This window comes from Streptomyces sp. RK62 (assembly GCF_018070255.1).
GTDB classification, from domain to species: Bacteria; Actinomycetota; Actinomycetes; order Streptomycetales; family Streptomycetaceae; genus Streptomyces; species Streptomyces nigra.
On sequence record NZ_JAGPYD010000027.1, the window covers coordinates 1 to 26,986 of the forward strand.

The window sequence follows — 26,986 nt, forward strand, 5'->3', positions numbered from 1 at the left end:
GAGAAGACCCTGCCGTAGGACATGCCCGCGAGGCGGGCGGGGCGGGGGGGGCCCCCCCCCGGGGGGGGCCCCCCCCCCCCCCCCGCGCGCCCGTGTCGGTCGTGCGGACGGTATGCGTCAGTGCTTGAAGGTGTCCTTGCCCTTCTCCTTCGCCTGACGCGCGTCGCCCTTCATCTGGTCGGCCTTGCCCTCGGCGGTCATCCGCTCGTTGCCGGTCATCCGGCCCATGGCTTCCTTCGCCTTGCCCTTGGCCTGTTCCTTCATGGCCCGGGACTTCTCTTCCTTCGCCACGTCTCTCAACTCCCGCGGGGCTCGACTGTCGCTGCCACAGAACGGGTGTCCCACGGGAGACGGGTCAAACAGCGGGATCGGGCTCCAGGAACTCCAGACGGTTGCCGACGGGGTCGTACGAGAAGAACCTGCGGTGCCCGGGGAGGCCGCCGTCCCACTCCACGGTGGCGCCGAGCGCGGCCAGCCGGGCGCCGTACGCGGCGATCCCGGTGACCCGCAGCCCGGGGTGGGCCTTGTACGCCGGGCGGAAGTCCGCCTCGATGCCGAGGTGCAGCTGGACGCCGCCCGTCTGGAACCAGCAGCCGCCGCGGGCCGCGAGCGCGGGGGGCTTGGGGATCTCGGTCATGCCGAGGACGTCCCCGTAGTACGCGCGCAGGCGGTCCTCGGAGCCGGGCGGGGCGGCGAGCTGGACATGGTCGACGGCGCTGATCATCACTGCTCCTTGCGGGCTACGGCGAACAGGCGGCGGAACGGGAACGGGGTGCCGTGCGGGCCGGGCGGGTACGCCTCGCGCAGCGCGGCCCGGTACTCGTCGAGGAAGGCGTCCCGGCGGCCGGGGTCGTCGGCTAGCGCGGTGAGGACGGGGCGCAGGCCGGTGCCCTTCACCCAGTCCAGGACGGGGTCCTCGCCGGTCAGCAGATGCAGATACGTCGTCTCCCAGACGTCCGCCGCGCAGTCCAGGGCGGTCAGGCGGGCCAGGTATTCGCTTGGGTCGAGCACCGCGTCGGAGTGGCGCAGGACGTCGGCGACGCCGTGGCGCGAAGCGAGGTCGCGCATCAGGCGGTGGCTCGGGGCGTCGAAGTTGCCGGGGATCTGGAAGGCGAAGGTGCCGCCGGGGCGCAGACCGGCCACCCAGGAGCCGAAGCGGTCGGCGTGGCCCGGCACCCACTGCAGGGTGGCGTTGCTGACGATCAGGTCGTACGGCTCCTCGGGCGTCCAGCGGGCCACGTCGGCGTGGGCGAAGTCCAGGCGTCCGCCGCCCGCAGTGGGGCCCTCGTGCTCGGTGTGGGCGCGGTCCAGCATCTCGGCGGAGTTGTCGAGGCCGGTGATGTGGGCGGTGGGCCAGCGCTCCGCGAGGAGGGCGGTGACGTTGCCGGGGCCGCAGCCGAGGTCGGCGATACGGGGGCGGTCGCCGGGGAGCGGGGGGACGCGGGCGAGGAGGTCGGTGAAGGGGCGGGCGCGGTGATCGGCGTGACGCAGGTACTGGGCCGGGTCCCAGGTCGGGGTGGGGGTGGCGGCTGGTGACATGGCGGGGCCTCCTGTGTTCCGGGTTCTACCCTGCCTCCGGTTTTATCTTGACGTCAAGAGACTTCACGTCGACACAACCACTACACTGATCGTCATGGAGGACGAGGTCGATCGGCTGGTCGCAGCGTGGCGCCGGGAGCGCCCTGACCTCGACGTGGAGCCACTCGAGGTGCTCAGCCGGGTGAGCAGGCTGGCCCGGCATCTGGACCGTGCGCGGCGGCTGGCGTTTTCCGAGCACAGCCTGGAGCCGTGGGAGTTCGACGTGCTGACCGCGCTGCGGCGGGCGGGGGCGCCGTATCAGCTCTCTCCGGGGCAGTTGCTGACGCAGACGCTGGTCACGTCGGGGACGATGACGAACCGGATCGACCGGCTGGCCAAGAAGGGGCTGGTCGAGCGGCTGCCGGATCCCAGTGACCGGCGTGGGGTGCTGGTGCGGCTGACCGCCGAGGGGCGGGATCGGGCCGACCAGGCCCTGGCGGGGCTGCTCGCGCAGGAGCGGGCGATTCTGGGGGAGCTGTCGGGGGGGCAGCGGGCCGAGCTGGCGGGGTTGCTGCGCAGGCTTACGGCGCCCTTCGACAACATCCCCGGGTAGGTGTGCTGCCCGGGGCTGCGCCGCTGGGGTCCTGCCTGATGCCGGGTGCGGCGCCGTTGTGGTTGCTCGCGCAGTTCCCCGCGCCCCTGAGGGGGTTGTCGGCGGGCGGCGCTGCGCCAGAGCGGGGTGCCGGGGCCGGTTTGTTGCGGGTGCGGCGCCGTTGTGGCTTGTCGCGCAGTTCCCCGCGCCCCTGAGGCAGTTCCCCGCGCCCCTGAGGGTGGTGTCGGCGCCCTGCGCTTTACGTCAGGCGCTTGTTGTTGCCTCCGGGAGGATTCTGGTGGGGGGAGTCAGGTCTACTGGGCCTACTCCGGCTCGGCGGGCCAGGGCCACTGCGGCCAGGGTGGAGTGGACGCCCAGTTTGCCCAGGACGTTCTGCATGTGGGTGCGGACCGTGTGCGGGGAGAGGAACAGGCGTTCGGCGACGGCCTTGCGGCCCAGGCCGGCGACCATGCAGCGCAGCACCTCCCGCTCGCGCGGGGTCAGCGACTCCACGAGCCGTTCGCTCTCCGTGCGGTGCTTGCGGGCCGCCGTCAGCTCGCGCAGCACCCCCGTGAGCAGGGCCGGCGGCAGATGGGTCTCGTCGCGCAGCACCCCGCGGATCACCGTGAGCAGCCGGGACAGCGAGCAGTCCTTGGCGACCCAGCCGGACGCCCCGGCCTGCAGGGCGAGCGCGGCGCGGCGCGGGTCGTCCTTCTCGGCGAGGACGACGGTCCGTACGGCGGGCTGCGCGGAGCGGACACCCGCGACCAGCGAGATGCCGTCGACCAGCCCGTCCTCGCCCACCTCCTGGACAGGCGGGGCGGGCCGTATGCCCGGCATGGCGCCGCCCAGGTCTGCGTCGACGAGCAGCACGTCGAAGCGGCGCCCCTCGGCGGCCGCGCGCTCCAGGCTGCGCAGCGCGGCCGGACCGCTGCCCGCGGCGGAGACCTCGACGTCGGGCTCGGCCGCCAGTGCGGCGGCGAGCGACTCGGCGAAGATGCGATGGTCGTCGACGACCAGGACTCGGATGCGAACCACGAAACCCCCTTCCCCACGCTCCCGAAGAGCAGGGGATACCCCATCGTCATGAGGACGACACCGGGAGACGAACACGGTCGCGGGCGCGACGCCCGGACGCGAAGGGCACGCACGGCCGCCGCCGTGCAGGAACTGCTACCCCCCACGCCGGGCGTCGAACCCGACTGTCTCGCCCCCTGATCAGCACCGGCCCCCACCGGTGCTGCTCATCAGAGTACGGGCGACGGCGATGAGCGGAAGCGGATTTGCAGAACTGGTTCACCGACGCGTTTATGGTGAGCCGCATGTTTCGTCTGGAGACAGAAGTCGACACTTCCCGGCGGGATCTGCTCCGGCGGAGACTGCGGGACACCAACACCGCGGCCTCCCCGGTGCTGCGCGCGCTGCGCGGAACCCCAGGTGAACGCGAACTTCCGCTCCATGTGTGGGCGTTGGACGACGCGGGCGCCGTGGCCGGTGGTCTGGTCGGCCACACCTGGGCCACCTGGCTGCACGTCACGTATCTGTGGGTGGACGGACGCCACCGCGGCGCCGGGCTCGGTTCGCAATTGCTCGCACAGGCGGAGCGCGTCGCCCGCGACGAGCGGGGCTGTGCTTCCGTGCGCCTGGAGACCTGGGACTTCCAGGCGCCGGAGTTCTACCAGAAGCAGGGGTACGACGTGGTGTGCGTGATCCCCGACTATCCGCCGGGGATCACCGAGTACACGCTCGTCAAACGGCTGCGCTGAGCGCTCAGCTCAGCCGGCGCGCGCCCGCCGCCGGTACGGCCTCGAAGACGCGCGGCGCGGTGAGGCCGGCCGCGGCGAAGGCGTCCTCGACGGCCTTGGTGATCCCCTCGACGTCCCCGGCCTCGGCCAGCACGATCGCGGAGCCGCCGAAGCCGCCGCCGGTCATCCGGGCACCCAGCGCCCCGGCGGTCAGGGCGGTGTCGACGACCAGGTCGAGTTCGCGGCAGGAGACGCGGAAGTCGTCGCGCAGCGAGGCGTGGCCCTCGGTCAGGACCGGGCCGATGGCACGGGTCTCGCCGGACTCCAGCAGGCCGACGACCCGCTCGACGCGCTGGTCCTCGGTGACGACGTGCCGGACCAGGCGGCGCACCTCCTCGTCGTCGCCGATCCGGGCGAGGGCCGCGTCGAGTTCGCCGTAGGGGATGTCGCGCAGGGCGTCCACGCCGAGCAGCGCGGCGCCCTTCTCGCAGCCGGCGCGGCGCTTGCCGTACTCGCCCTCGCTGTGGGAGTGCTTGACCTGGGTGTCGACCACGAGCAGGCGCATGCCCTCCGCGGCCAGGTCGAAGGGGATCTGCCGCTGGGACAGGTCGCGGGTGTCCAGGAAGAGGGCGTGCCCTGCCTCGCAGCAGGCGGACGCCGTCTGGTCCATGATGCCGACGGGGGCGCCGACGTAGACGTTCTCGGCGCGCTGGCACAGACGGGCCAGCTGCCAGCCCTTCAGGCCCAGCTCGTACAGGTCGTTCAGGGCGAGGGCGACGACGACCTCCAGGGCCGCCGAGGAGGACAGGCCGGCGCCGGCCGGGACGGTGGAGGCGAGGTGGACGTCGGCGCCGCCGACGGCGTGGCCCGCGTTGCGCAGCGCCCAGACGACACCGGCCGGGTAGGCGGTCCAGGCGCGGTCCGTCTCGGGGGCGAGGTCGTCGACACGCAGCTCCACGACACCGCCGCGGACGTCCTCGGAGTGCAGGCGCAGCACACCGTCGTCGCGGCGGGCGACGGCGGCGACCGCGGTGTGCGGCAGCGCGAACGGCATGACGAAGCCGTCGTTGTAGTCGGTGTGCTCGCCGATGAGGTTGACCCGCCCGGGCGCGGCCCACACTCCCTCCGGCTCGGACCCGTACAGCTCCCGGAACCGCTCCGCGACCGTGGCCGCCGTGTCGACGCTCATCCCCTGATCCTGACCTTCCCTGCCGAACCGGCCGTCGTGGCCGGAGAGTTGACCGGCCGCTCAGCCGTAGAACCTAGCCAATACGCTGCGCGAACTCCCACGCGTCCCGGACGATGCCCGCTAGGTCGGTGCGGGACGGGTTCCAGCCGAGCCGCTCGCGGGCGGTGGTGGCGGAGGCGACGAGGACGGCCGGGTCGCCGCCCCGGCGCGCGGCCACCACCTCGGGGACCGGGTGCCCGGTGACCTGACGGACCGTCTCGATGACCTCGCGGACGGAGAAGCCGTTGCCGTTGCCGAGGTTGCAGACGAGGTGCTCGCCGGGCACGGCGGCCTTCAGGGCGAGCAGATGGGCCTCGGCGAGGTCGGCGACATGGATGTAGTCGCGTACGCAGGTGCCGTCCGGCGTCGGGTAGTCGTCGCCGAAGACGGAGATCGACTCTCGGCGGCCCTGGGCGACCTGGAGGACCAGCGGGATCAGATGCGACTCGGGGTCGTGGCGCTCGCCGTGCTCCCCGTAGGCGCCGGCGACGTTGAAGTAGCGCAGGGAGACCGCCGCGAGACCGTGGGCCGCCGCCTCACCGGTGATCATGTGGTCGACGGCGAGCTTGGAGGCGCCGTACGGGTTGGTGGGGAGCGTCGGTGCGGACTCCAGGATCGGCACCTCGGCGGGCTCGCCGTAGGTGGCGGCCGTGGAGGAGAAGACGAGGGTGCGCACGCCCGCCTCGCGCATGGCGCCGAGCAGGGCCATGGAGCCGCCGACGTTGTTCTCCCAGTACTTCTCGGGCTTCACCACGGACTCGCCGACCTGGGAGGAGGCGGCGAAGTGCAGCACGGCGTCGAAGGAGGGGTCCAGCCACTTGGCGGCGTCGCGGATGTCGCCCTCGACGAACGCGGCCCCGGCCGGCACGCCCTTGCGGAAGCCGGTGGAGAGGTTGTCGAGGACGACGACCTCGTTCCCGGCCTCGATCAGGTGCTGGGCGACCACGCTTCCGACATAGCCCGCGCCTCCGGTGACCAGAAACTTCCCGCTCATCTAGCTCGCTACCTCTCGCAGTCGCTCGGCCGCGCGCTCCGGCGGCACGTCGTTGATGAACACGTTCATGCCGGACTCCGAACCCGCGAGGAACTTCAGCTTGCCGGACGTACGGCGGATGGTGAAAAGCTCGAGATGCAGCGCGAAGTCGTCGCGGACGACACCGTCGGACTCCGCCGACCGGCCGAACGGCGCCTGGTGCCAGCCGGAGATGTACGGCGTCGGCGGCTCGCCCTCCCCGAAGATCCGGTCGAACCGCCTCAACAGTTCCAGATAGACCTGGGGGAACTCTGTGCGCGCCGCCTCGTCGAGGGCGAGCAGGTCGGGCACCCGGCGCTTGGGGTACAGGTGGACCTCGTACGGCCAGTGCGCGGCGTACGGCACGAAGGCCGCCCAGTGTTCACCCTCCAGGACCACCCGCTCCCCGGCGAGTTCGCGCTCCAGGACGGCGTCGAAGAGGTTGCCGCCGCCGGTGGCCGCCTTGTGGCGGGCGAGCGAACGCAGCATCAGGGCGGTGCGGGGCGTGGTGAAGGGGTAAGCGTAGATCTGCCCGTGCGGATGCCCGAGGGTGACGCCGATCTCGGCGCCGCGGTTCTCGAAGCAGAACACCTGTTCAACGGCGGGCAGCGAGGACAGCTCCGAGGTGCGGTCGGTCCACGCGTCCAGGACGAGGCGTGCCTGTTCCTCGGTCAGATCGGCGAAGGAGGCGTCGTGGTCGGAGGTGAAGCAGACGACCTCGCAGCGCCCGGAGTCGCCGGCGAGCGAGGGGAAGCGGTTCTCGAAGACGACGACGTCGTAGGAGGAGTCGGGGATCTCGCTGAGCCGGCCGTCGCGGGAGGGGCAGAGGGGGCACTCGTCGGCGGGCGGGTGGTAGGTGCGGCCCTGCCGGTGGGAGGCGATGGCGACGGCGTCCCCGAGGAGGTCGTCGTGGCGGATCTCGGACGTGGTGACGGTGGGTTCCAGCGGGCGGCGGTCGACCGCCTGGCGCAGGGTGTCGTCGCGCAGGTCGTAGTAGATGAGCTCCCGACCGTCCGCCAGCCGGGTCGAGGTCTTCTTCACGCGGGACTCCACAGTTGTCCGAACCTTCACCCAACAGAACCAAACATAGGAGAACACAACTCACCAGGGTCGGTCAACATCACGATCAAACAAAAACCGTCACTCGAAGTGTTCAATTACTGAACACGGCGGCGTAGGTTCCGCTCTGGATCGGTTCGCTAAACGAAGCGAGTACACATGGAAACCCCCACATATCCCCCCACCTACCTCGCCGCGGAGCTACGGCTCCCCACGAACTGGCTCGACTACACACTGCTGGGCATCTACTTCGTCGTCGTGCTGGGCATCGGTTTCGCGGCCCGCCGCTCGGTGAAGACGAGCCTGGACTTCTTCCTGTCCGGGCGCTCCCTGCCCGCCTGGGTCACCGGCCTGGCGTTCATCTCCGCCAACCTGGCCGCCACCGAGATCCTCGGCATGGCCGCGAACAGCGCCCAGTACGGCGCCTACACCGTGCACTGGTACTGGATCGGCGCCATCCCGGCCATGGTCTTCCTCGGCCTGGTGATGATGCCCTTCTACTACGGCAGCAAGGTCCGCTCCGTGCCGGAGTTCCTGCTGCTGCGCTTCGACCGGGCGGCCCATCTGCTCAGTTCGATCCTGTTCGCCTTCGCCGCCATCCTCATCGCCGGGGTCAACCTGTACGCCCTCGCGATCGTGGTCGAGGCCCTGCTGGGCTGGCCGCAGTGGGTGGCCATCGTGGTCGCCGGATTCTTCGTGCTGGCGTACATCACCCTGGGCGGTCTGTCCTCGGCGATCTACAACGAGGTCCTGCAGTTCTTCGTGATCCTGGCCGCGCTCATCCCGATCACGGTCCTCTCCCTGAAGAAGGTGGGCGGCTGGGACGGTCTGAGCGACACCCTGACCAAGGCGCACGGCGACGACTTCGTCACCGCCTGGGGCGGCACCGGCATCGGCGACGCCAACCCGCTCGGCGCCAACTGGCTGACGATCGTCCTCGGCCTCGGTTTCGTGCTGTCCTTCGGCTACTGGACGACGAACTTCGCCGAGGTCCAGCGCGCCCTGTCCGCGAAGAACCTCTCCGCGGCCCAGCGCACCCCGCTCATCGCGGCCTTCCCCAAGATCTTCATCGTCTTCCTGGTGATGATCCCCGGCCTGGCGGCCGCCGCCCTGGTCCCCGGCTTCGGCACCGAGGAGTCCGGCTACCAGTACAACGACGCCATCCCCTTCCTCATGGAGGGGCTGCTGCCCAACGGTGTGCTCGGCATCGCGGTCACCGGGCTGCTCGCCGCGTTCATGGCCGGCATGGCGGCCAACGTGTCGTCCTTCAACACCGTGTTCACCACGGACATCTGGCAGAAGTACGTGGTCAAGGACCGCGAGGACACCTACTACGTGCGCTTCGGACGGCTCATCACGGCGATCGGCGTCATGGCGTCCATCGGGACGGCGTTCCTGGCCTCGTCGTTCTCGAACATCATGAGCTACCTCCAGACGCTGTTCTCCTTCTTCAACGTGCCGATGTTCGTCGTCTTCATCATCGGCATGTTCTGGAAGCGGGCCTCGATGAAGTCGGGCTTCTGGGGACTGCTCGCCGGCACCACGGCGGCGATGGTCAACTACTTCGTCCTCTACAAGCAGGACGTCATCTCCATCCCCACCGACCAGGGCGCGAACTTCGTCTCCGCCATCGCGGGCTTCGTGGCCGGCGCGGTCGTCATGGTCGCCGTCTCCCTGTTCACCGCGCCCAAGCCGGCGAAGGAACTGCAGGGCCTGGTCTACGGCACCCGCTCCCCCGGGATGTCGGAGCCGCCCGCCGAGGGCGACGACGCCTGGTACCGCAGGCCCGCCCTGCTGGGCTGGGGCGCCGTGATCCTGGCGGCCGCCTGCTACATCCCGTTCTCGTTCTGACAGGAAGGTCCGACCGACCATGACCGACCGTCCCGAGCACCCCGAACGCCCGCGCCACCAGGGCTTCTCCGAGGAGGACGTCCAGCGCGAGGTCACCGAGCTGGAGGAGAAGTCCGAGACGGCCGCCCGGCTCTTCGACATCCGCCGCATCATCGGCGGGCTCTTCGTCCTCTACGGCGTCATCGTCACGATCGTCGGCATCACCGACGACGACGCCGCCATCGACAAGGCCGAGGGCGTCAACATCAACCTGTGGACCGGCCTGGGCATGCTGCTGCTCGGCCTGTTCTTCCTGACCTGGCTGAAGCTGCGGCCCACCGCGCCGCCGCCCCCGCCGGTCGCGCCGGGCGACGAACCGTCCGAATGACCCCGCCGGGGGCGAGCGGCACCCGCCCTCGCCCCCGGTCCGCTACGGCGGTTCCGGCGGCGCGTGCGGGCGGGGCAGCGGGCCCGCCCGGTCGAGCAGGCCGGTACGGGCCGCCAGCGCCGCCGCCTCCAGCCGCGACCCGACACCCAGCTTCATCAGGACCCGCTGGACATGGGTGCGGGCCGTCGACGGCGCGATGCCCATGCCGGCGGCGATGAGCCGGGTGTCCTCGCCGTCCGCGACCCGGACCAGCACCTCCACCTCCCGCGGGGTGAGCATCTGGAGCAGCCGCTGCCCCTCGTCGTCCGGCTGGGCCGCCGGGTTGAGCAGCTCGCTGAACGCGCCCTGCAGCAACTGCGGCGCCACCGCCGCCTCACCGGCCCGCGCCTTCATGATCGCCCGCTCGACGCCCTCGATGCGCTCGTCGTGCCGGACATAGCCGGAGGCCCCGGCCGCGAACGCCGCCGCGATCCCCCGCGGGCTCGGCACCGGTCCGAGGACCAGCACCGCCACCTGCGGCCGCTCCCGCTTGATCCGCACCACCGGGTCGAACATGCCCGGCTCCGCCGGTGTCGCCGTCCCCAGCAGACACACCTCGGGCGCCCGCGTGATCACCAGCTCGGCCGCCCCCGCGGCCGGAGCGGCCGCGGCCAGCACCCGATGCCCCCTCAGTTTCAGTGCCGAGGCCAGCGCCTCGGCGAGCAACCGGTGGTCGTCGACCACCATCAGCCGCACTCCCATCGAGCAACCCCCCAGTCCCCCCAATGGATCTCCCGCCATGCCCGGATCGGCTCGTGCCGGTCCGGACGCCCCACTATGGCCGCCCACTGGTCCGCGCGGACAGAAGCCCCCTCCCGGCTCCCCCGCCCTTCATGCCCCCGGAAGCTACACGCTTGTTCGACGTCGCGCGCCCCCTACCGGCGATAAGTGCCCCGGAACGGCGGAATTTCCGGCTTTCCCCGCACGCCGGGGACCGCAGGCGATAAGCCGGCGGCCCCGCTCCTGACCAGGAACGGGGCCGCCGGATGCGGAAGGGGCGCGCGCGTCAGCCCTTCGCGCCGAACGCGATCACATGCCACCGCTGCTCGCCCGAGCTCCCCAGGGAGCTGGCGAACCGGGACGACATGTACAGATGGCCCTGGGAGTACAGGAGTTCGGCGTAGTCCGGCGACATCCGCGTCTCGATGTCCCGGACCGTGCGCGCGGCCGGGTTCTCCAGGAGCCTGGTCTCCTTGAAGCTGCCGCCGTCGATGCTGACGATCTGGCCGCCCTTGTCGTACGGGGGCCGCTTGTAGGCGATCACGTCGCCGCCGTCCATGCGCAGCGGCGTGATCGTGTAGCGGTCGCCGGCGTCGGCGCGCTGCCCGGTCTGCTTGCCGCTGGCCAGGTCGAAGGCGACGATCTCGTTGGTGCGGCCGTACTCGCCGCCGCCGGAGTGCTCCTTGGTGGCCGCGTACAGCCGGTCGTTGCCGACGACGACACCGGTGCACGCCTCGATGGTGGTGACGCCGGAGCAGCGGGCCGAGAACTTGTCGGCGGGCAGCGGGATGCGGATGCGCAGCTTGCCGGTCTTGTTGTCGATGGAGAAGACGTCCGAGATGCCGATGGCGTCGGACTCGCCGACCTCGGCGGCCACCACGAGCGGGTCGGTGGAGACGACGCTGGCGTACTCGACGCCCTCGGCCATCTTGTACTCGGAGATCACCTTCCCGCTCTTCGGGTCGACGGTCTGGATGTGGAGCTGCGGCTGGTCGTAGCTGCCGCACTTGCGCACGGTGACCAGCTTGGGCCCGCCGGCGTAGCCGAGGTCGTAGCAGTCGTCGTCGGCCTTCGGCGACCACAGCTGCCGGCCGGACTCCAGGTCGAAGGCGGCGCCGCCGCTGGTGCCGCCCGCGGCGACGGTGCCGCCGCTGACGGTGAGGTTGTCGAAGCGGAGCTCACGGCTCCCCGTCCTGGCGGTCTTCGTCCACAGCTTCTTGCCGGTGTCGAGGTCGATCGCCGCGACCTGGCTGCAGCCGTGGGACGGCTTGTCCTTGGTCGGCTTCGCGGGCTGGAAGGCGATCGCCGTGAGGTGCCCGTCGGTGACGTGCCGGCTGGCCTGGCAGACCGGTCCGGGCAGCGGGATCGTCCACAGCTTCGTGCCCTTGTCGGGGTCGTAGCCGACGACCTCGGAGACACCGCTCTTGACGTACGCCTTCTCGGTCAGCCACGAGCCGGCGACCACGACGCTGGTGTCCTCGTCGACCTTGGGCGACGGGACCTTGAACAGCACGTCGGCGTTGGCGTCGGAGGGCACCTTCTCGGTGCCGTCGGGGGTGTCCCCGCCGCCGCCCTGCCCGTCGTCGCCTCCGCCGCCGGTGCCGCCGCTGGAGCTGGCCGTCTCGTCCTTGCCGCCGTCGTCACCGTTCTTGAACAGGTAGATCCCGCCGACGACCAGGGCGATCACCACGACCACCGCGGCCGCGATCACCGCGATCCGCGAGCCGTTCGAGCCGCCGCCGGCCGACGTGACGGGCTGCGTCGCGTAGGGCTGCGGCTGCTGCGGATAGCCGTAACCGGGCTGCTGGCCGTACGGGTTGGGCGTCGGGTACGGCTGGGGCTGCTGGGCGTACGGGTTGGGCTGCTGGCCCGGGTAGCCGTACGGCGGCGTCGGCGGCTGGGGCTGCTGCGGTGCCTGCGGGTAGCCGTAGCCCGGCTGCTGCGGCGGACCGGCCGGCGGCTGCGGCGGGCCCTGCGGCGGCTGCGGCGGCTGGTACTGCGGGCCGGGCTGCTGGGGCGGCTGGTCCTGGGGCGGGCCGAAGCCGCCCTGCGGGGGCTGGTTCGGCGGCGGGGGCGGCGGCTGGGTCATGGCGGGGGCACCTCGGGGAGGGGGGACGGGAGCGCGGCGGACACGGCGGAGGCGCGGGTGCCGGGCACCCGCGCCGAACTCACTTGCCGTAGGCGAGGATCAGCTTCTCCTTGGCGTCGTCCCTGCCGCTGAGGCGGGTGCTCGACAGGTAGAAGCGGCCGTCGACCCAGTCGTACGCCTTGGAGAAGAAGCCGTTCTCGATCCGCGCGGCGCTCACCGGGTTCTGCAGGAGCTTCGCCGGCTCGTGACCGCCGCCGCTCAGCGGGATCGACACGACCTGGCCGCCCGCGTCGTACGACGGCGTGACGTACGCGACGAGCTTGCCGTCCTCGACCTTGACCGGGAGCATCGTCTCCTCGGCGGGCGACTTGGCGCGCCACTTCTCCTTGCCGCTGTCCAGGCTGATCGCGACGATCTCGTTGGCGGCGGCGATGGCCTTGGTCGGCATGTACAGCGTGTCCTTGTCGGCGACCACACCGCCGCAGCCCTGCAGGGCCCGCTCCAGGATGGCCCAGCCGCACTCGGCGCCGATCTCCAGGTCGACGGAGACCTGCGAGCGGCGCTTGCCGCTGGAGGTGTCGAACGTGGAGATGTTCCACGTCTTCTTGTCCTTGTTGGTGCTGTAGACGACCAGCGGGTCGACGGAGAAGACGCGGGCGACCCGCCATCCCTCGTCGATCTTGCGCGTCCACTTGGCCTTGCCCGTCGCCGGGTCGAGGGCCTGGATCTCGTCGTGCTCGCCGGAGCCGCCGGCGTCGCAGGACGCCACGCCGACCAGGGCGTCGCCGCCCGCGAAGGCGTCGGGGAAGCACTTGTCGCCGTAGCGCTGCTTGTCCCACATCTTCTTGCCGGTGCCTACGTCGTAGGCGGTGCCGGACTGCGAGCGGCCCACCATCAGCGTCTTGCCCGTGATGGACATCTCGACCTTGAGGGTGGTGTCGAACAGGCCGCCCTCGGCGACCGTGCCCTTCCAGCCCTTCGCGCCGGAGTTCAGGTCGATCTGCTGGAGCTGGTTGCACTTGGCGCGGTCGCTGCTGCCGCTCATGTAGGCCACGACGACCTTGTCGTCGGACGACTTCTGCGCGGTGACCGAGCAGATCTTCTCCGGGAAGGAGATCGGGTCCCAGGCGGCCTCGCCGTCGGCGACGCGGTAGCCGAAGACCTGCTTGTACGCCGCCTTCACCGCGGTCTTGTCGGTGATCCACATGCCGGGGGCGTCGGCGCCCGAACCGGGGGCGTCGGGGGCGGGCTTGTACCAGAGCACCTTGGCTTCGCCGGCCTGCCGGCCGCCGTTGAGGTTCTCCGGGTCGGCGCCGCCGCCGCTGCCGCCGTCGCCCTCGTCGTCACCGGTCGGGGACGCGGAGCCCTTCGGGTCGTCGGTCTTCTGCGCGACCGGCTTCTTCGGGTCGTCGTCGCCGCCGCTGGTCACCGCGTACACGGTGCCGCCGATCACCGCGAGCGCGGCGACGGCCGCGACGACGGCGAGGGCGGGCTTGCCCTTGAACGGGTTGCGGGAGCCGCCGGGCGGGGTGCCGGGCGCGCCCGGGAACTGCGGCTGGCCGGGCTGGCCGTAGCCCTGCGGCGGCTGGCCGTAGGGGCCGGGCTGCTGCGGGTAGCCGTACGGGCCCGGCTGCTGGGGCGGCTGGCCGTACGGGCCGCTCGCGTAGGGGCCGGGCTGCTGCGGCTGCGGAGGCTGCTGCGGGTAGCCGTAACCGGGCTGGGGCGGGCCGGCCGGCGGCTGCGGTGGGGTCTGCGGCGGCGGAGGCGTCTGGGGGGCACCCTGCGGCGGGGGCGGGGTCTGCGGGGCACCGTCGGGCTGCGGCGGCTGCGGGGCGCCGAAGCCACCCTGCCGCGGGTCCTGCGGTGCGCCGAAACCGCCCTGCGGCGGCTGGTTGGGCGGCTGGCTCATGAGTGGTCCCCCTTGGTGGGCCGGTGCGGTGCCGCGTCCTGTGCCGTCGCGATCTCGCCACACCGGCGTTTCTCAGACTGTCCTCAGCGGCCCTTTCTATCACCCGCCCCCGACGGCGCACCGGTCCCCGTCCACCCCTGTACCCAAGGGAGGACCGGCCTGTGATGCCCCCGTTATGACCCTTCACGGGCTCTTCACGTGCGGGAGCCGACGGCTACGCGTCCTCGGCGAGTTCGAGCCAGCGCAGTTCCAGCTCGTCCCGCTGGGTGGCCAGATCGCGCAGTTCCGCGTCGAGTTCGGCCACCTTCGCGAAGTCCGTGGCGTTCTCGGCGATCTGCGCGTGCAGCTTGGTCTCCCGCTCGGACAGCTTGTCGAGCTGTCGCTCGATGCGCTGCAACTCCTTCTTGGCGGCCCGCTGATCGGCGGCGCTGCGCTCCGGTACGGCCTTCTCCACGGCCGGGACGGACGCGGCGGCGGCCGCCTGCGCCTCCATCCGGTGGCGGCGCTCCAGGTACTCGTCGATGCCGCGGGGCAGCATCCGCAGGGTGGAGTCGCCGAGCAGGGCGAACACCCGGTCGGTGGTGCGTTCGACGAAGAACCGGTCGTGGGAGATGACGATCATCGAGCCGGGCCAGCCGTCGAGGAGGTCCTCCAGCTGGGTCAGGGTCTCGATGTCCAGGTCGTTGGTGGGCTCGTCGAGGAAGAGGACGTTGGGCTCGTCCATCAGCAGCCGCAGCAGCTGCAGCCGGCGGCGCTCACCGCCGGAGAGGTCCCCGACCGGCGTCCACTGCTTCTCCTTGCTGAAACCGAACGTCTCGCAGAGCTGACCGGCCGTCATCTCGCGGCCCTTGCCGAGGTCGACGCGCTCACGGACCTGCTGCACGGCCTGCAACACCCGCCACTCGGGGTCGAGTTCGGCGACCTCCTGCGACAGATAGGCCAGCTTGACCGTCTTGCCGACACGGATCTGCCCGGCCGCCGGCTGCGTCTCGCCCTCGCTGGAGGCGGCATCGGCGAGCGCGCGCAGCAGGGAGGTCTTGCCGGCGCCGTTGACGCCGACCAGGCCGATGCGGTCGCCGGGGCCGAGCTGCCAGGTCACATGCTTCAGCAGCACCTTGGGCCCGGCCTGGACGGTCACGTCCTCCAGGTCGAAGACGGTCTTGCCGAGCCGGGAGGAGGCGAACTTCATCAGCTCGCTGCTGTCGCGCGGCGGCGGCACGTCCGCGATCAGCTCGTTGGCCGCCTCGACGCGGAAGCGCGGCTTGGACGTACGGGCGGGGGCGCCTCGGCGCAGCCAGGCCAGCTCCTTGCGGACCAGGTTCTGCCGCTTGACCTCCTCGGTCGCGGCGATGCGCTCGCGCTCGGCGCGCGCGAAGACGTAGTCGGAGTAGCCGCCCTCGTACTCGTGGACGACACCGCGCTGCACGTCCCACATGCGGGTGCAGACCTGGTCCAGGAACCACCGGTCGTGGGTGACGCAGACGAGCGCGGAGCGGCGGTTGCGCAGATGCTCGGCGAGCCAGGCGATGCCCTCGACGTCGAGGTGGTTGGTGGGCTCGTCGAGGACGATCAGGTCCTGCTCCTCGATGAGCAGCTTGGCGAGCGCGATCCGCCGCCGCTCGCCACCGGACAGCGGGCCGATGACGGTGTCGAGCCCCTGCGGGAAGCCGGGCAGGTCGAGCCCGCCGAACAGGCCCGTCAGGACGTCCCGGATCTTGGCGTTGCCGGCCCACTCGTGGTCGGCGAGGTCGCCGATCACCTCGTGGCGGACGGTCGCCTCGGGGTCGAGGGAGTCGTGCTGGGTGAGGACGCCGAGCCGCAGCCCGCCGGAGTGGGTGACCCGGCCGGTGTCGGGCTCCTCCAGCCGGGCCAGCATCCGGATCATGGTCGTCTTGCCGTCGCCGTTGCGGCCGACGACACCGATGCGGTCCCCCTCGGAGACGCCGAGCGAAATCCCGTCCAGCAGCGCACGGGTGCCGTACACCTTGCTGACGTTCTCGACATTGACCAGATTGACGGCCATTTCTCTCCTGCCCGGTGGATCGATCAGCTTTCCAGCCTAGGCCCTGCCGGGGGACGGCCGTGACGCGAGGAGATGGTCACCCTTTGTGATGACGTGATCGGAATGGGGCGACTACCGTGGAGGGCAGGCCGCAGGATCCCGTCCATGGGAGGACTCATGACCGCCGAGCCCGCAGAGCACCGCCGCTGGCCGGTGCCGCCTCCGGACGGCTGGACCGTGGACGACCTGTTCACCCTGCCTGATCTCCCGCCGCACACAGAGCTGATCGACGGGAGCCTGATCTTCGTGAGTCCGCAGCGCCGCTTCCACTTCCTGGTGATCGACCTGCTGGTCCAGGGACTGCGCGCCTGCCTGGGCCCGCAGTTCAGTGTCGAGCGCGAGATGACGGTGGTCCTCGACCGGCGGAACGGCCCCGAACCGGATGTCAGCGTGGTGCGGGCCGATGCGGTGACCGGGCTGGACCAGACGTGCTTCCACGCCAAGGACGTGCTTCTCGCCGTGGAGGTCGTCTCCCCCGACTCGGAAGCCCGCGACCGCATGTACAAGCCGCACAAGTACGCCGTCGCCGGGATTCCGAACTTCTGGCGCGTCGAGCAGGACGGCCTCACCGGCCGGCCCGTGGTGCATGTCTACGAACTCGACCTCGCGACGATGTCGTACGTGCACCTGGGCCGGCAGAGCGACCGGGTCAAGGTGGACAAGCCGGCTCCCGTCGACATCGATCTGACCACGGTCGGCCCGCGCCCCTGACGCCTCAGAGAGCCGTCACCCCCGGCACCGGCCCCACCGCTGTGCGCACCGTGCGGCAGGCGGGTGCGGATGCCAGGGCCTCGGCGACCTTCTGGGCGCCGGCCGCGTCGCGGACGAGGAACGCCGTGGTGGGGCCCGAGCCGGAGACGAGCGCGGTGAGCGCCCCGGCCGCGCGCCCGGCGTCCAGGGTGTCCGCCAGCTCCGGGAAGAGGGAGAGCGCGGCGGGCTGGAGGTCGTTGGAGACGGCGGCGGCGAGCGCGTCCGGGTCACCCTTCGCGAGGGCGGCGAGCAGCGGCTCGGAGGCGATGGGCTCGGGGACGCGGGTGCCCTCGGCGAGCCGGTCGAACTCGCGGAAGACGGCGGGCGTCGACAGCCCACGCGTGGCCATCGCGAACACCCAGTGGAAGGTGCCGCCGACGTCGAGGGGGCGCAGCTTCTCGCCGCGCCCGGTGCCGAGGGCCGCCCCGCCGACCAGGCTGAACGGCACGTCGCTGCCCAGCTCGGCGCAGATGTCGAGGAGTTCCTCGCGGGAGGCGCCGGTGCCCCACAGGGTGTCGCAGGCGAGCAGGGCCCCCGCGCCGTCCGCGCTGCCGCCGGCCATGCCGCCCGCGACGGGGATGTCCTTGGCGATGTGCAGATGGACGTCGGGCGTGCGGCCGTACCGCTCGGCGAGGGCGATGGCGGCGCGGGCGGCGAGGTTGGTGCGGTCCAGGGGGACCTGCGCGGCGTCGGGGCCGTCACAGGTGATGCGCAGCCCGTCCGGCGACGGGGTGGCGGTCACCTCGTCGTACAGGCCGACGGCGAGGAAGACGTTGGCCAGGTCGTGGAAGCCGTCGGGGCGGGCGGCGCCCACCGCGAGCTGGACGTTGACCTTGGCGGGGACGCGGACGGTGACGCTCACTGCTGGGCCTGCTCCTCGTGTCCGGCGCCCTTGTCTCCGGCGTCCTTGTGCTCGGCGATGCGCGCGAACTCCTCGACGGTCAGGGACTCGCCGCGCGCCTGCGGGGAGACCCCGGCCGCGACGAGTGCGGCCTCGGCGGCGGCCGCGGAACCGGCCCACCCGGCGAGGGCGGCGCGCAGCGTCTTGCGGCGCTGGGCGAAGGCGGCGTCGACGACGGCGAAGACCTCGCGGCGACTCGCGGTGGTCTTCAGCGGCTCCGCGCGGCGCACCAGCGACACCAGTCCGCTGTCGACGTTCGGCGCGGGCCAGAAGACGGTGCGGCCGATGGCGCCGGCCCGCTTGACCTCGGCGTACCAGTTGGCCTTGACCGAGGGGACGCCGTACACCTTCGAGCCGGGGGCGGCGGCGAGCCGATCGGCGACCTCGGACTGCACCATCACCAGCGTGCGCTCGATGCTCGGGAAGGTCTCCAGCATGTGCAGCAGCACCGGGACGGCCACGTTGTAGGGGAGGTTCGCGACGAGCGCCGTCGGGGGCGGTCCCGGCAGCTCGGTGACGTGCATCGCGTCGGAGTGGACCAGCGCGAACCGGTCGGCGCGGTCGGGCATGCGGGCCGCGACGGTGGCGGGCAGCGCGCCGGCCAGCACGTCGTCGATCTCGACGGCGGTGACCCGGTCGGCGGCCTCCAGCAGGGCGAGCGTGAGGGAACCGAGCCCCGGGCCGACCTCGACGACCACGTCGTCGGGGCGGACCTCGGCGGTGCGGACGATACGGCGGACGGTGTTCGCGTCGATGACGAAGTTCTGACCGCGCTGCTTGGTGGGGCGCACACCGAGGGCGGCCGCCAGTTCACGGATGTCGGCGGGGCCCAGGAGGGCGTCGGGGGTGGGGCTGCTCACCCGACCAGGGTACGGGGCCCCGCCGGACCCGATCACCGCAGCGGGCCCGGCGACCCGCGCCGCCCGCCGCAGCCGGGGCCGGAGGTCCGGCCCGACCGCCACAGCCGGGACCGGCGCGACCGCCACAGCCGGGGTCGAGGGGTCCCGCCGATCGGCGGGGCCGGTCCGGCGGGTCCGGGCCGATCGCCACAGCGGGTCCGCCACGTCCGGACCGGTCGCCACAGCCGGGGCCGAGGGACCCGGGCCGGTCACCGCAGCCGGTCCGGCGGGTCCGGGCCGACCGCCGCAGCCGGTCCGCCGGGTCCGGCGCGGTCGCCGCAGCCGGTCCGCCGCGTCCGGGCCGGTCGCCGGCCGCCGGGGCCGAGGGGGCCGCGCCGGTCGCCGCGGTCGGGTCGGCGGTGCGCCCCCGGCGTGGGGCTCATCCGTGCAGGCGTTGCCCGCAGTGTGGCCATGGGCTGGTGCCCTGGCGGACGTACAGCTTCTTGGCGCGCATGGTCTGTTCGGCGGGCGGCGCGTCCTGGGGGCGGCCCCGGCCGCCGAGGCGCTGCCAGGTCTCGGTGTCGAACTGGTACAGCCCGCCGTAGGTCCCCGAGGAGTCGACCGCGTCGGGGCGGCCGCCGGACTCGCAGGCCGCGAGGCCCTCCCAGTTCAGTCGGCCCGTCGAGCCCGTGGAGACGGGCAGCGGCTTGGTGCCGACCTTGACGATCTGGGTCTCCGGCCTGCGGATCATCTCCGTCCCGGTGCGCCGCGGCTTCTGCCGTACGCCGTTGACGGTGCGGGTGGTGTAGGTGATGCGGCGCAGGCCCGGCCGGCCCGGGCGCTCGACGACCTCCGTGCCCCGGAACACCGTGGGGTCCTCGACCCGGCGCACGTCGAAGGGGATCACCTCGTCGCGGATCTCCCGGCCGCCGGTGATCCGCAGCACGGTCACCGCCTGCCCGTCGCGCGGGAAGTCCTCGGCCCGCGCCGAGGTGGTGTCGTCGCCGCGCAGGGTGATGCCGGCCTGCTCGACGACCTCGGCGACGGTCGCGGCGTTGGTGCGGATGGTGCGGGCGCGGCCGTCCGCGAGGACCGTCACCGCGCGTTCGGTGCGCACGTCCAGCGTGAGCCCCTCGCGTCCGATGCGCTTCGAGCGCGGCACCGACACATAGGCGCCCTCCGTGCGCACACCGAGCTTCCGCAGCGCCGCCTCGACGGTGTGCGCGGTCGTCCACACCTCGCGCGGGCGGCCGTCGAGGGTGAGCCGCAGGGGCCGCCCGTGGCGGACCACGACCTCGTCGCCGCTCTCCAGCGCCGAGCCCGCCGGCGGGTCCACGACGTCGTGGGCGCCGACCTCCACGCCCTGGTCGGCGAGGAGGTCGCCCACGTCGTCGGCGAACGTGTGCAGGGTGCGTGGGGCGCCGTCGACGGTCAGCTCGACGGCCTTGTCGTTGGCGACGAAGGCGCTGGTACCGCCCGCCAGGAACGCGACGACCAGGGCCTGCGGGACCAGCCGGCGCATGGGCCCCTCGACCCGCTCGACGGTCCGGCCACGGCGCCGGTGCGCGGCCCGCCGCCCGGTCCGGTGGTCCGCGCCGGGCGCGTACGCCCCTTCGGCCACCTCGTACGCCGGGCGGTAGGTGTCCGCGTACGCCTCAGGACCGCCGTACCCGCTCTCGTGACGTTCCGTGTACGACTCGAAGGCGGCCGGCGTGCCGTACGCGACCGTGGGAGCGGTGTACGGGTCGAAGCCGCCGTACCCCGGGGGGTACGGGGACGGGCTCGGTCCATACGTCTCGAACTGCGCGTTGCTCACGACGACGCTCCAGCGGAGGGGTCCGTTCAGGGCCACCAGAACCTAGCGGAGCGCCGGGCGGTCACCAAGGCGACGCGGCTACGCACCGTAATTTTTACGGGCGTTGGGAGCCGCGAGGGCCGTCGGCGGGGTGTCAGCGCGGGTAGGAGAAGGCCCGAGCCGTGTTCGATCCCAGGGCCGCGGCCAGCGTGTCCTCGTCGATGCCGCGCACCTCGGCCATGGCCCGCACCGTGATCGGAACGAGATACGGGGCGTTGGGCCGTCCGCGGTACGGGGCCGGGGTGAGGAAGGGCGCGTCGGTCTCCACGAGGAGCAGTTCCAGCGGGGCGACCGCGACCGCGTCCCGCAGGTTCTGGGCGTTCTTGAAGGTGACGTTGCCGGCGAAGGACATGAAGTATCCGGCGCGGGCGCAGATCTCCGCCATCTCGGCGTCGCCGGAGTAGCAGTGGAAGACGGTCCGCTCGGGGGCGCCCTCCTCCTTCAGCACGCGCAGGACGTCGGTGTGGGCGTCGCGGTCGTGGATGACGAGGGCCTTGCCGTGCCGCTTGGCGATCTCGATGTGGGCGCGGAAGGACGCCTCCTGCGCCTCCATGCCCTCGGGCCCGGTGCGGAAGTGGTCGAGGCCGGTCTCGCCGACGCCCTTGACCTGCGGGAGCGCGGCGAGCCGGTCGATCTCGGCGAGGGCCTCGTCGAGCGCCGCCGCGCCCCCGGGCTCGCGCGAGCCCTGCCGGGACCATCCGTCGGGGTCGCCGTGCACGATGCGAGGCGCCTCGTTGGGGTGGAGGGCGACGGCCGCGTGGACGGCGTCGTACGCCGCCGCCGTCTCGGCCGCCCACCGCGAGCCGCGCACGTCGCAGCCGACCTGCACGACGGTGGTCACCCCGACGGAGGCCGCCTTCGCCAGGGCGTCCTCCACGCTGCCCGACTGCATGTCGAGATGGGTGTGCGAGTCGGCGACCGGCACCCGCAGGGGTTCCGGGGCGGGCGGGGTGGCGTGCTTGTCGGCGGCGTTCGAAGGCATGTCCCGATCCTACGGAAGGGGCCTGCCGGGCCGGCCGGGCGGCGGGGTCAGCCGGCCTTGCGGTGGAAGACGTGCAGGAGGTCGGAGAGGTGCCGGTGATGCGGGGCCTCACCGGGCTGTGCGGGCACCACCGGGGCCGGGGCGGGGGCGGGCCGGTGCAGGGAGTTCTGCACGGAGGCCACCTGCCCGGCGCGCATGATGCGCACCACGTGCCCGTCGCAGTTCCGGCACATGGGCCGGCTCAGCGGCGACGGCACGACCCGGCCGTCGGCCACGTACCGGACGGACTCCCGGCCGTCCGCGTCCCGCTCGTGTTCGATGGCGTACGACTGCTCCCAGCCGTGCCCGCAGCGCATGCACGCGAACGAGTACGACTCGTGGACGGCGGCGGTGGCGGCGCCGGGAAGGCCCGGTATCCGCTGGGCGCTCTCACTCATGCAGGCTCCTGTGGTCCGCAGGGCTGGGGCGGTCGACGCCCCACGACCAGTGGACTCCCGGCCAGACATGAACGCACGGCATCTGTCCACTGTTGGCGGCGAATTGGCCGTTCCTTGCCGAAAGGCCCGAGTCGCTTTACCCCGGCATGGGGCGCCCGCGCCCAGCGGTGTACGCCCTGCTCACACCACCTTCACGCGCCCGCGTTCTTCGCCGCCACGACGGCGTCGAACACCTCCCGCTTGGGCAGGCCCGCCTCGGCCGCGACCGCCGCGATCGCCTCCTTGCGCCGCTCGCCCGCCTCCTCGCGGATGCGGACCCGGCGTACGAGCTCCGCCGCGTCGATCTCCTCGGCGCCCTTGTCCGGCGCCCCCTCGACGACGACGGTGATCTCGCCGCGCACACCCTCGGAGGCCCAGGCCGCCAGCTCCCCGAGGCCGCCCCGCTTGACCTCCTCGTACGTCTTCGTCAGCTCCCGGCACACGGCGGCCCGCCGCTCGGGGCCGAACACCTCGGCCATCGCCGCGAGGGTGTCGTCGAGCCGGTGCGGGGCCTCGAAGTAGACGAGCGTGCGCCGCTCCCCGGCGACGTCCTTCAGCCGCGACAGCCGCTCCCCCGCCTTGCGCGGCAGGAACCCCTCGAAGCAGAACCGGTCCACGGGCAGCCCGGACAGGGCCAGCGCGGTCAGCACGGCGGACGGGCCGGGCACGGCGGTGACCCGGATGTCCTTCTCCACCGCCGCCGCGACCAGCCGGTACCCCGGGTCCGACACGGACGGCATCCCCGCGTCGGTGACGAGCAGCACCCGGGACCCCTCCAGCAGCGCCTCGACCAGCTCGGGGGTGCGCGCCGACTCGTTGCCCTCGAAGTACGACACGACCCGGCCGGACGGCTGCACGCCCAGCGCCTGGGTGAGGCGCTTCAGCCGCCGGGTGTCCTCGGCGGCGACCACGTCCGCGCCGGCCAGTTCCTCCGCGAGGCGGGGCGGGGCGTCCTGGACGTCGCCGATGGGGGTGCCTGCCAGTACAAGGGTTCCTGTCACGTTTCCAGTCTCGCAGGGCGCATCCGCGCGACTGTCACAGACGTGTTCCCTACGATGGCGCGGTGACCAGTACCGCGTCCTCCACGGACACCCGGCAGGGCCAGGCATCGCACGAACAGCGGCCGTCGTGGCAGCAGCGGCTGCGCCGATTCGGCTACTCCGCCGCGCCCCGCGGCGACGTACGCGACCAACTCGTGCCGCCGTACGTGAAGCCCAGCCCGCGGATGTGGCAGTTCCTCGGCGCCTCGGGTCCGCTCGCCGACCGGATCACACGCTGGTCCGGCTGGGGCGGTCCGCTGCTGGTGACACTGCTCGCGGGCGTGCTGCGCTTCTGGCACCTGGGCAGCCCGAAGGCGGTGATATTCGACGAGACCTACTACGCCAAGGACGCCTGGGCGCTGATCCACCGCGGTTTCGAGGTCAGCTGGGACAAGAGCGCCAACAAGTCGGTGCTGGAGCTGGCCGACAAGGTGCCGATCCCGACGGAGGCGGCGTACGTCGTGCACCCGCCGGTGGGCAAGTACGTCATCGGGCTCGGCGAGCTGATGTTCGGATTCAACCCCTTCGGCTGGCGCTTCATGACGGCGCTGCTCGGCACGCTGTCGGTCCTGATGCTGTGCCGCATCGGCCGGCGGATCTTCCGCTCCACGTTCCTCGGCTGTGTCGCGGGCGCGCTGATGGCCGTGGACGGGCTGGCCTTCGTGATGGCCCGCACCTCGCTGCTGGACGGGGTGCTGATGTTCTTCGTGCTGGCGGCCTTCGGGTGTCTGGTCATCGACCGGGACCGGGCGCGGGCGAAGCTGGCGGCCGCGCTGCCGGTGGACGCCGACGGGCGGGCCCGCCCGGACGCGCACATCGCCGAGACCCTGCATCTCGGGCTGCGCCCCTACCGCTGGCTGGCCGGCCTGATGCTGGGCCTGGCCATCGGCACCAAGTGGAACGGCCTGTACTTCCTGGCCGCGTTCGGCCTGATGACCGTGGCGTGGGACATCGGCGCCCGCCGCGTCGCCGGCGCCGGCCGCCCGTACTGGGCCGTGGCCCGCCACGACCTGGGCCTGGCCTTCCTGGCGACGGTCCCGGTGGCGGTCGTCACCTACTTCGCGTCCTGGACCGGCTGGATCCTCTCCCCCACGAACGGCAAGGGCGGCTACTACCGCGACTGGGCGACCGCCAACGGCCGCACGAGCGACTGGTCGTGGCTGTTCCCCGACTGGTGGCTGTCCCTGTGGCACTACGAGAACCAGGTGTACGACTTCCACGTCGGCCTGTCCTCGCCGCACACGTACCAGTCCAACCCGTGGAGCTGGATCGTCGACGGCCGCCCCGTCTCCTTCTTCTACGAGTCCCCGCTGCCCGGCAGGGACGGCTGCCCCTCCGACGCGGGCGGCAAGTGCGCCCGCGAGGTCCTGGCGATCGGCACCCCGGTCCTGTGGTGGGCGGCGGCCGCGGCCGTCCTGTACGTCCTGTGGCGCTGGCTGCCGCGCCGCGACTGGCGGGCCGGCGCCATCGCCTGCGGCGTCGCGGCCGGGTACCTCCCCTGGTTCCTCTACCAGGAACGCACCATCTTCTTCTTCTACGCCATCGTCTTCCTCCCTTTCCTCTGCCTGGCCGTGGCGATGCTCCTGGGCGCGATCATCGGCCCACCCCGCTCCGGCGACACCCGCCGGGTCATCGGCGCGACAGCCGCAGGCGTCCTGGTCCTCCTGATCGCCTGGAACTTCATCTACTTCTGGCCCCTCCACACGGGCCAGTCCATCCCGATCGACGAGTGGCGGTCCCGGATGTGGCTGGATACGTGGGTGTAGCCCGGCAGGGCTGACGGACTCCCTGCCGGGGCGGGCCCGCAGCCGCGAGAATGTCCGCGCGGTGTTCACCACGTCGGTCCAGCGGTGCCGGACGCAGATGCTGCTGGGCCGGCTCCCGGCGGCCGAGCTGACCGAGCAGCTCCTGAACGAGCTCACGGCCCTGATCCTCGTCGGGGCCCACCCCCAGCTGTGGGGGCCTGACCTCATGGTGGAGCGGGCGTCGGCCCTCACGTCGGCGGCGGCGCAGGTGTACGTCGTCATCACGGAGTGGCCCGCCGTGCACGGCTCCGGCGACCGGGCCGCCATGGCGAGACACCTCGAGAAACTCGCCTCGCGGAACCGGGACGTGGCGGAGGCCCGGACGTTGTTCGTGGACGGCGCGCGGATGACGCTCGGGAGGCCGGGCTAGGGCCTCACGATCGGACATATGTGCGGGCTTCCTCGGTCACAAAAGGAAACTCTCCTCACAGCTCTCTAGTACGCCACTTACAGTGCGGGGGACGAAAACGGGGAGGGGATCATGGCCAAGGGGGTCAAGGTCGCGGTCGTCGGTGGGGTGTTCGCCCTGATGGTGGGCGGGGCCGGGTACGGCGCGTACAACATCGTGTCGGCGTTGGACGGGGGTGGGGCCACCGGCGCCGGGGGGTCGGCGCGGTCCGGGCCGCCGGACGCGGAGGAGGTGGCGGAGACCACCGAGGCGTTCTTCGACGCCTGGGAGAAGGGCAAGGTCGAGCAGGCCGCCGCCCGGACCAACAACGACGCGGCCGCCGGTGTGCTGTTCAACGCCTACACCAAGGCCGCGCACATCCGCGATGTGAAGATCACGCCGCGGAAGGCCAAGGGCACCACCGTGCCGTTCACTGTCGACGCCGAGGTGTCGTACGGCGGGAAGTCCAAGGCGTTGCGGTACGAGAGCCGGCTCACCGTCGTGCGGGGCGTGAGTACGGGGCAGGCGCTCGTCGACTGGCAGCCGGCCGTCATCCATCCGGAGCTGCGCAAGGGCGACACCCTGGTCACCGGCGAGGCCGAGAACCCGCCCATCGAGGCCGTCGACCGCAACGGCACCGTGCTGACGAAGGAGAAGTACCCCTCGCTCGGGCCGGTCCTGGACACCCTGCGGTCGAGGTACGGCGACAAGGCGGGCGGTGAGCCCGGCGTGGAGCTGTCGATCCGGCACACCGCCACCGAGGCCCCGGACACCTCGCTGCTGACCCTCTCCAAGGGCAGACCGGGCACGCTGCGCACCACGCTCAGCGCGGGCGTGCAGGCCGCCGCCGAGAAGGCCGTCGAGAAGTACGGGCAGTCCTCCGTGGTCGCCCTCCAGCCCAGCAGCGGTGAGATCCTCGCCGTCGCCAACCACCGCGAGGACGCCTTCAACGCGGCGTTCGAGGGGCAGGTCGCCCCCGGCTCCACGATGAAGGTCCTCACCTCGGCCATGCTCATCGACAACGGCCTCGCCACGATGAACGGCCCGGCGCCCTGCCCGGACACCGCGGTCTGGCAGAGCCAGACCTTCAAGAACCTCAAGGGCATGAAGCCCGACGAGGGCCCCGGCGCCACCCTTTCGGCCGCGTTCACCCGGTCCTGCAACACCGCCTTCATCAAGCTGGTCGGCCGCGACGGCGTCACCGACGCCTCGCTGACGGCGGAGGCCGAGCAGCGGTTCGGGATCGGCCGCGACTGGCGGACCGGCATCAGCTCGTTCGACGGCAGCGTCCCCGCCTCCGCGGGCCCGGACCGCGCGGCCAACGCGATCGGGCAGGGCACGGTCCAGATGAACCCGCTGACCATGGCGTCCGTGACGGCGACCGCCATCACCGGCTCGTTCCGGCAGCCGTATCTGGTGCCGCGTACGCTCGACGACCGGGAGTTCGCGACCGCGGCGGGGCTGCGCCCGGGCACCGCGAACCAGATCCGGCAGATGATGCGGCTGACCGCGACGCAGGGCACCGGCGCGGCGGCCATGCGCGGGCTCGGCGGTGACATCGGCGCGAAGACCGGTTCGGCGGAGGTCGACGGGGAGGCCACCTCGGACAGCTGGTTCGTCGGGTACCGCGGTGACGTGGCCGCGTCCGCGCTGGTCCAGCAGGGCGGGCACGGCGGCGACGCGGCCGGTCCGATTGTCGCAGCCGTGCTACGAGCGGCAGGCTGACCTCACCCTCGGCGCCAAGGGACTCTAGGCTGTC

General features: G+C 72.2%; 25 protein-coding genes. 8 read left to right on the plus strand and 17 right to left on the minus strand.

The features are described from left to right. Positions 1-117 precede the first annotated feature (117 nt). From KBY32_RS33960 to KBY32_RS33970, 3 genes are all read right to left on the minus strand, one after another. Positions 118-291, minus strand: a complete 174-nt coding sequence (locus tag KBY32_RS33960; RefSeq protein ID WP_086866624.1) for a CsbD family protein — start codon at positions 289-291, stop codon at positions 118-120. A 64-nt stretch (positions 292-355) separates the two neighbouring features. Beyond that, positions 356-724, minus strand: coding sequence for a VOC family protein (locus KBY32_RS33965; RefSeq protein WP_055624844.1), 369 nt, complete (start codon positions 722-724; stop codon positions 356-358). Then, positions 724-1,539 carry a trans-aconitate 2-methyltransferase gene (locus tag KBY32_RS33970; protein WP_210982783.1) on the minus strand — a complete coding sequence of 272 codons (816 nt, stop codon included), beginning with the start codon at positions 1,537-1,539 and terminating at the stop codon, positions 724-726. The genes KBY32_RS33965 and KBY32_RS33970 overlap by 1 nt, the downstream gene beginning before the upstream one ends. Before the next feature lie 94 nt (positions 1,540-1,633). Between KBY32_RS33970 and tamR the strand changes: the two genes are divergently transcribed. Then, entirely contained in the window at positions 1,634-2,131 is a 498-nt protein-coding gene (gene tamR / locus KBY32_RS33975) for a MarR family transcriptional regulator TamR (protein WP_055624899.1), read from the plus strand. A gap of 243 nt (positions 2,132-2,374) precedes the next feature. Here the strand turns inward: tamR and KBY32_RS33980 are convergent, their stop codons facing one another. Further along, on the minus strand, positions 2,375-3,148 hold the full coding sequence (locus KBY32_RS33980) for a response regulator transcription factor (RefSeq protein WP_055624846.1): 774 nt from the start codon (positions 3,146-3,148) through the stop codon (positions 2,375-2,377). A 272-nt stretch (positions 3,149-3,420) separates the two neighbouring features. On the opposite strand from KBY32_RS33980, the gene KBY32_RS33985 reads away from it, so the two are divergent. Further along, positions 3,421-3,876: an N-acetyltransferase gene (locus KBY32_RS33985; RefSeq protein WP_055624900.1), complete on the plus strand. Its 456-nt coding sequence runs from the start codon at positions 3,421-3,423 to the stop codon at positions 3,874-3,876. 4 nt (positions 3,877-3,880) lie between these two features. On the opposite strand, the gene galK is transcribed toward KBY32_RS33985, so the two are convergent. The 3 genes from galK to galT all read right to left on the minus strand — a co-directional run bounded on the left by galK (position 3,881) and on the right by galT (position 7,136). Further along, a complete protein-coding gene (gene galK / locus KBY32_RS33990) occupies positions 3,881-5,044 on the minus strand; it encodes a galactokinase (RefSeq protein ID WP_055624847.1) in 1,164 nt (387 codons plus the stop codon). A gap of 73 nt (positions 5,045-5,117) precedes the next feature. Continuing rightward, complete coding sequence (galE, locus tag KBY32_RS33995) at positions 5,118-6,077, minus strand: UDP-glucose 4-epimerase GalE (RefSeq protein WP_210982784.1); 960 nt, start codon at positions 6,075-6,077, stop codon at positions 5,118-5,120. Further along, a complete protein-coding gene (galT, locus tag KBY32_RS34000; protein WP_055624901.1) occupies positions 6,078-7,136 on the minus strand; it encodes a galactose-1-phosphate uridylyltransferase in 1,059 nt (352 codons plus the stop codon). A 177-nt stretch (positions 7,137-7,313) separates the two neighbouring features. On the opposite strand from galT, the gene KBY32_RS34005 reads away from it, so the two are divergent. Then, positions 7,314-9,005, plus strand: a complete 1,692-nt coding sequence (locus tag KBY32_RS34005; protein WP_210982785.1) for a sodium:solute symporter family protein — start codon at positions 7,314-7,316, stop codon at positions 9,003-9,005. Between the two features lie 19 nt (positions 9,006-9,024). Next, positions 9,025-9,372, plus strand: a complete 348-nt coding sequence (locus KBY32_RS34010; RefSeq protein ID WP_210982786.1) for a hypothetical protein — start codon at positions 9,025-9,027, stop codon at positions 9,370-9,372. Between the two features lie 42 nt (positions 9,373-9,414). On the opposite strand, the gene KBY32_RS34015 is transcribed toward KBY32_RS34010, so the two are convergent. The 4 genes from KBY32_RS34015 to KBY32_RS34030 form a co-directional block, all read right to left on the minus strand. Then, positions 9,415-10,113, minus strand: a complete 699-nt coding sequence (locus KBY32_RS34015; protein WP_108707312.1) for a LuxR C-terminal-related transcriptional regulator — start codon at positions 10,111-10,113, stop codon at positions 9,415-9,417. 304 nt (positions 10,114-10,417) lie between these two features. After that, a complete protein-coding gene (locus KBY32_RS34020) occupies positions 10,418-12,220 on the minus strand; it encodes a PQQ-binding-like beta-propeller repeat protein (protein ID WP_210982787.1) in 1,803 nt (600 codons plus the stop codon). 79 nt (positions 12,221-12,299) lie between these two features. Then, positions 12,300-14,129 carry a PQQ-binding-like beta-propeller repeat protein gene (locus KBY32_RS34025; protein ID WP_210982788.1) on the minus strand — a complete coding sequence of 610 codons (1,830 nt, stop codon included), beginning with the start codon at positions 14,127-14,129 and terminating at the stop codon, positions 12,300-12,302. A 214-nt stretch (positions 14,130-14,343) separates the two neighbouring features. After that, a complete protein-coding gene (locus KBY32_RS34030) occupies positions 14,344-16,152 on the minus strand; it encodes an ABC-F family ATP-binding cassette domain-containing protein (protein WP_055624854.1) in 1,809 nt (602 codons plus the stop codon). A 156-nt stretch (positions 16,153-16,308) separates the two neighbouring features. Here KBY32_RS34030 and KBY32_RS34035 point away from each other — a divergent pair, with 156 nt between their 5' ends. Further along, positions 16,309-16,902, plus strand: coding sequence for a Uma2 family endonuclease (locus KBY32_RS34035; RefSeq protein WP_108707316.1), 594 nt, complete (start codon positions 16,309-16,311; stop codon positions 16,900-16,902). A gap of 4 nt (positions 16,903-16,906) precedes the next feature. Here the strand turns inward: KBY32_RS34035 and KBY32_RS34040 are convergent, their stop codons facing one another. From KBY32_RS34040 to rsmI, 6 genes are all read right to left on the minus strand, one after another. Next, positions 16,907-17,803, minus strand: coding sequence for a 4-(cytidine 5'-diphospho)-2-C-methyl-D-erythritol kinase (locus KBY32_RS34040; RefSeq protein ID WP_210982789.1), 897 nt, complete (start codon positions 17,801-17,803; stop codon positions 16,907-16,909). After that, a complete protein-coding gene (gene rsmA / locus KBY32_RS34045; RefSeq protein WP_210982790.1) occupies positions 17,800-18,702 on the minus strand; it encodes a 16S rRNA (adenine(1518)-N(6)/adenine(1519)-N(6))-dimethyltransferase RsmA in 903 nt (300 codons plus the stop codon). The genes KBY32_RS34040 and rsmA overlap by 4 nt, the downstream gene beginning before the upstream one ends. Before the next feature lie 418 nt (positions 18,703-19,120). Next, positions 19,121-20,497, minus strand: coding sequence for a resuscitation-promoting factor (locus KBY32_RS34050; RefSeq protein ID WP_210982791.1), 1,377 nt, complete (start codon positions 20,495-20,497; stop codon positions 19,121-19,123). Between the two features lie 133 nt (positions 20,498-20,630). After that, positions 20,631-21,518, minus strand: coding sequence for a TatD family hydrolase (locus tag KBY32_RS34055; protein ID WP_210982792.1), 888 nt, complete (start codon positions 21,516-21,518; stop codon positions 20,631-20,633). A gap of 47 nt (positions 21,519-21,565) precedes the next feature. Then, entirely contained in the window at positions 21,566-21,955 is a 390-nt protein-coding gene (locus tag KBY32_RS34060) for a hypothetical protein (RefSeq protein ID WP_210982793.1), read from the minus strand. Between the two features lie 191 nt (positions 21,956-22,146). Beyond that, positions 22,147-22,995, minus strand: coding sequence for a 16S rRNA (cytidine(1402)-2'-O)-methyltransferase (gene rsmI / locus KBY32_RS34065; RefSeq protein WP_210982794.1), 849 nt, complete (start codon positions 22,993-22,995; stop codon positions 22,147-22,149). A 62-nt stretch (positions 22,996-23,057) separates the two neighbouring features. Here rsmI and KBY32_RS34070 point away from each other — a divergent pair, with 62 nt between their 5' ends. The 3 genes from KBY32_RS34070 to KBY32_RS34080 all read left to right on the plus strand — a co-directional run bounded on the left by KBY32_RS34070 (position 23,058) and on the right by KBY32_RS34080 (position 26,952). Further along, a complete protein-coding gene (locus tag KBY32_RS34070; protein ID WP_210982795.1) occupies positions 23,058-24,800 on the plus strand; it encodes a dolichyl-phosphate-mannose--protein mannosyltransferase in 1,743 nt (580 codons plus the stop codon). A gap of 61 nt (positions 24,801-24,861) precedes the next feature. Next, positions 24,862-25,209: a hypothetical protein gene (locus tag KBY32_RS34075; protein WP_210982796.1), complete on the plus strand. Its 348-nt coding sequence runs from the start codon at positions 24,862-24,864 to the stop codon at positions 25,207-25,209. A gap of 111 nt (positions 25,210-25,320) precedes the next feature. Then, positions 25,321-26,952: a penicillin-binding transpeptidase domain-containing protein gene (locus KBY32_RS34080; protein ID WP_210982797.1), complete on the plus strand. Its 1,632-nt coding sequence runs from the start codon at positions 25,321-25,323 to the stop codon at positions 26,950-26,952. Positions 26,953-26,986: the final 34 nt, after the last annotated feature.

Bases quoted from the DNA above. Each gene is read 5' to 3' on its own strand.
- tamR (WP_055624899.1), top strand. From the start codon at position 1,634: ATGGAGGACGAGGTCGATCGGCTGGTCGCAGCGTGGCGCCGGGAGCGC.
- KBY32_RS33970 (WP_210982783.1), bottom strand. From the start codon at position 1,539: ATGTCACCAGCCGCCACCCCCACCCCGACCTGGGACCCGGCCCAGTAC.
- KBY32_RS34060 (WP_210982793.1), bottom strand. From the start codon at position 21,955: ATGAGTGAGAGCGCCCAGCGGATACCGGGCCTTCCCGGCGCCGCCACC.
- KBY32_RS34025 (WP_210982788.1), bottom strand. From the start codon at position 14,129: ATGAGCCAGCCGCCCAACCAGCCGCCGCAGGGCGGTTTCGGCGCACCG.
- KBY32_RS33965 (WP_055624844.1), bottom strand. From the start codon at position 724: ATGATCAGCGCCGTCGACCATGTCCAGCTCGCCGCCCCGCCCGGCTCC.
- KBY32_RS34055 (WP_210982792.1), bottom strand. From the start codon at position 21,518: ATGCCTTCGAACGCCGCCGACAAGCACGCCACCCCGCCCGCCCCGGAA.
- KBY32_RS34035 (WP_108707316.1), top strand. From the start codon at position 16,309: ATGACCGCCGAGCCCGCAGAGCACCGCCGCTGGCCGGTGCCGCCTCCG.
- KBY32_RS34010 (WP_210982786.1), top strand. From the start codon at position 9,025: ATGACCGACCGTCCCGAGCACCCCGAACGCCCGCGCCACCAGGGCTTC.
- galE (WP_210982784.1), bottom strand. From the start codon at position 6,077: ATGAGCGGGAAGTTTCTGGTCACCGGAGGCGCGGGCTATGTCGGAAGC.
- galK (WP_055624847.1), bottom strand. From the start codon at position 5,044: ATGAGCGTCGACACGGCGGCCACGGTCGCGGAGCGGTTCCGGGAGCTG.
- KBY32_RS34005 (WP_210982785.1), top strand. From the start codon at position 7,314: ATGGAAACCCCCACATATCCCCCCACCTACCTCGCCGCGGAGCTACGG.
- KBY32_RS34020 (WP_210982787.1), bottom strand. From the start codon at position 12,220: ATGACCCAGCCGCCGCCCCCGCCGCCGAACCAGCCCCCGCAGGGCGGC.
- KBY32_RS34030 (WP_055624854.1), bottom strand. From the start codon at position 16,152: ATGGCCGTCAATCTGGTCAATGTCGAGAACGTCAGCAAGGTGTACGGC.
- KBY32_RS34080 (WP_210982797.1), top strand. From the start codon at position 25,321: ATGGCCAAGGGGGTCAAGGTCGCGGTCGTCGGTGGGGTGTTCGCCCTG.
- KBY32_RS33985 (WP_055624900.1), top strand. From the start codon at position 3,421: ATGGTGAGCCGCATGTTTCGTCTGGAGACAGAAGTCGACACTTCCCGG.
- KBY32_RS34015 (WP_108707312.1), bottom strand. From the start codon at position 10,113: ATGGGAGTGCGGCTGATGGTGGTCGACGACCACCGGTTGCTCGCCGAG.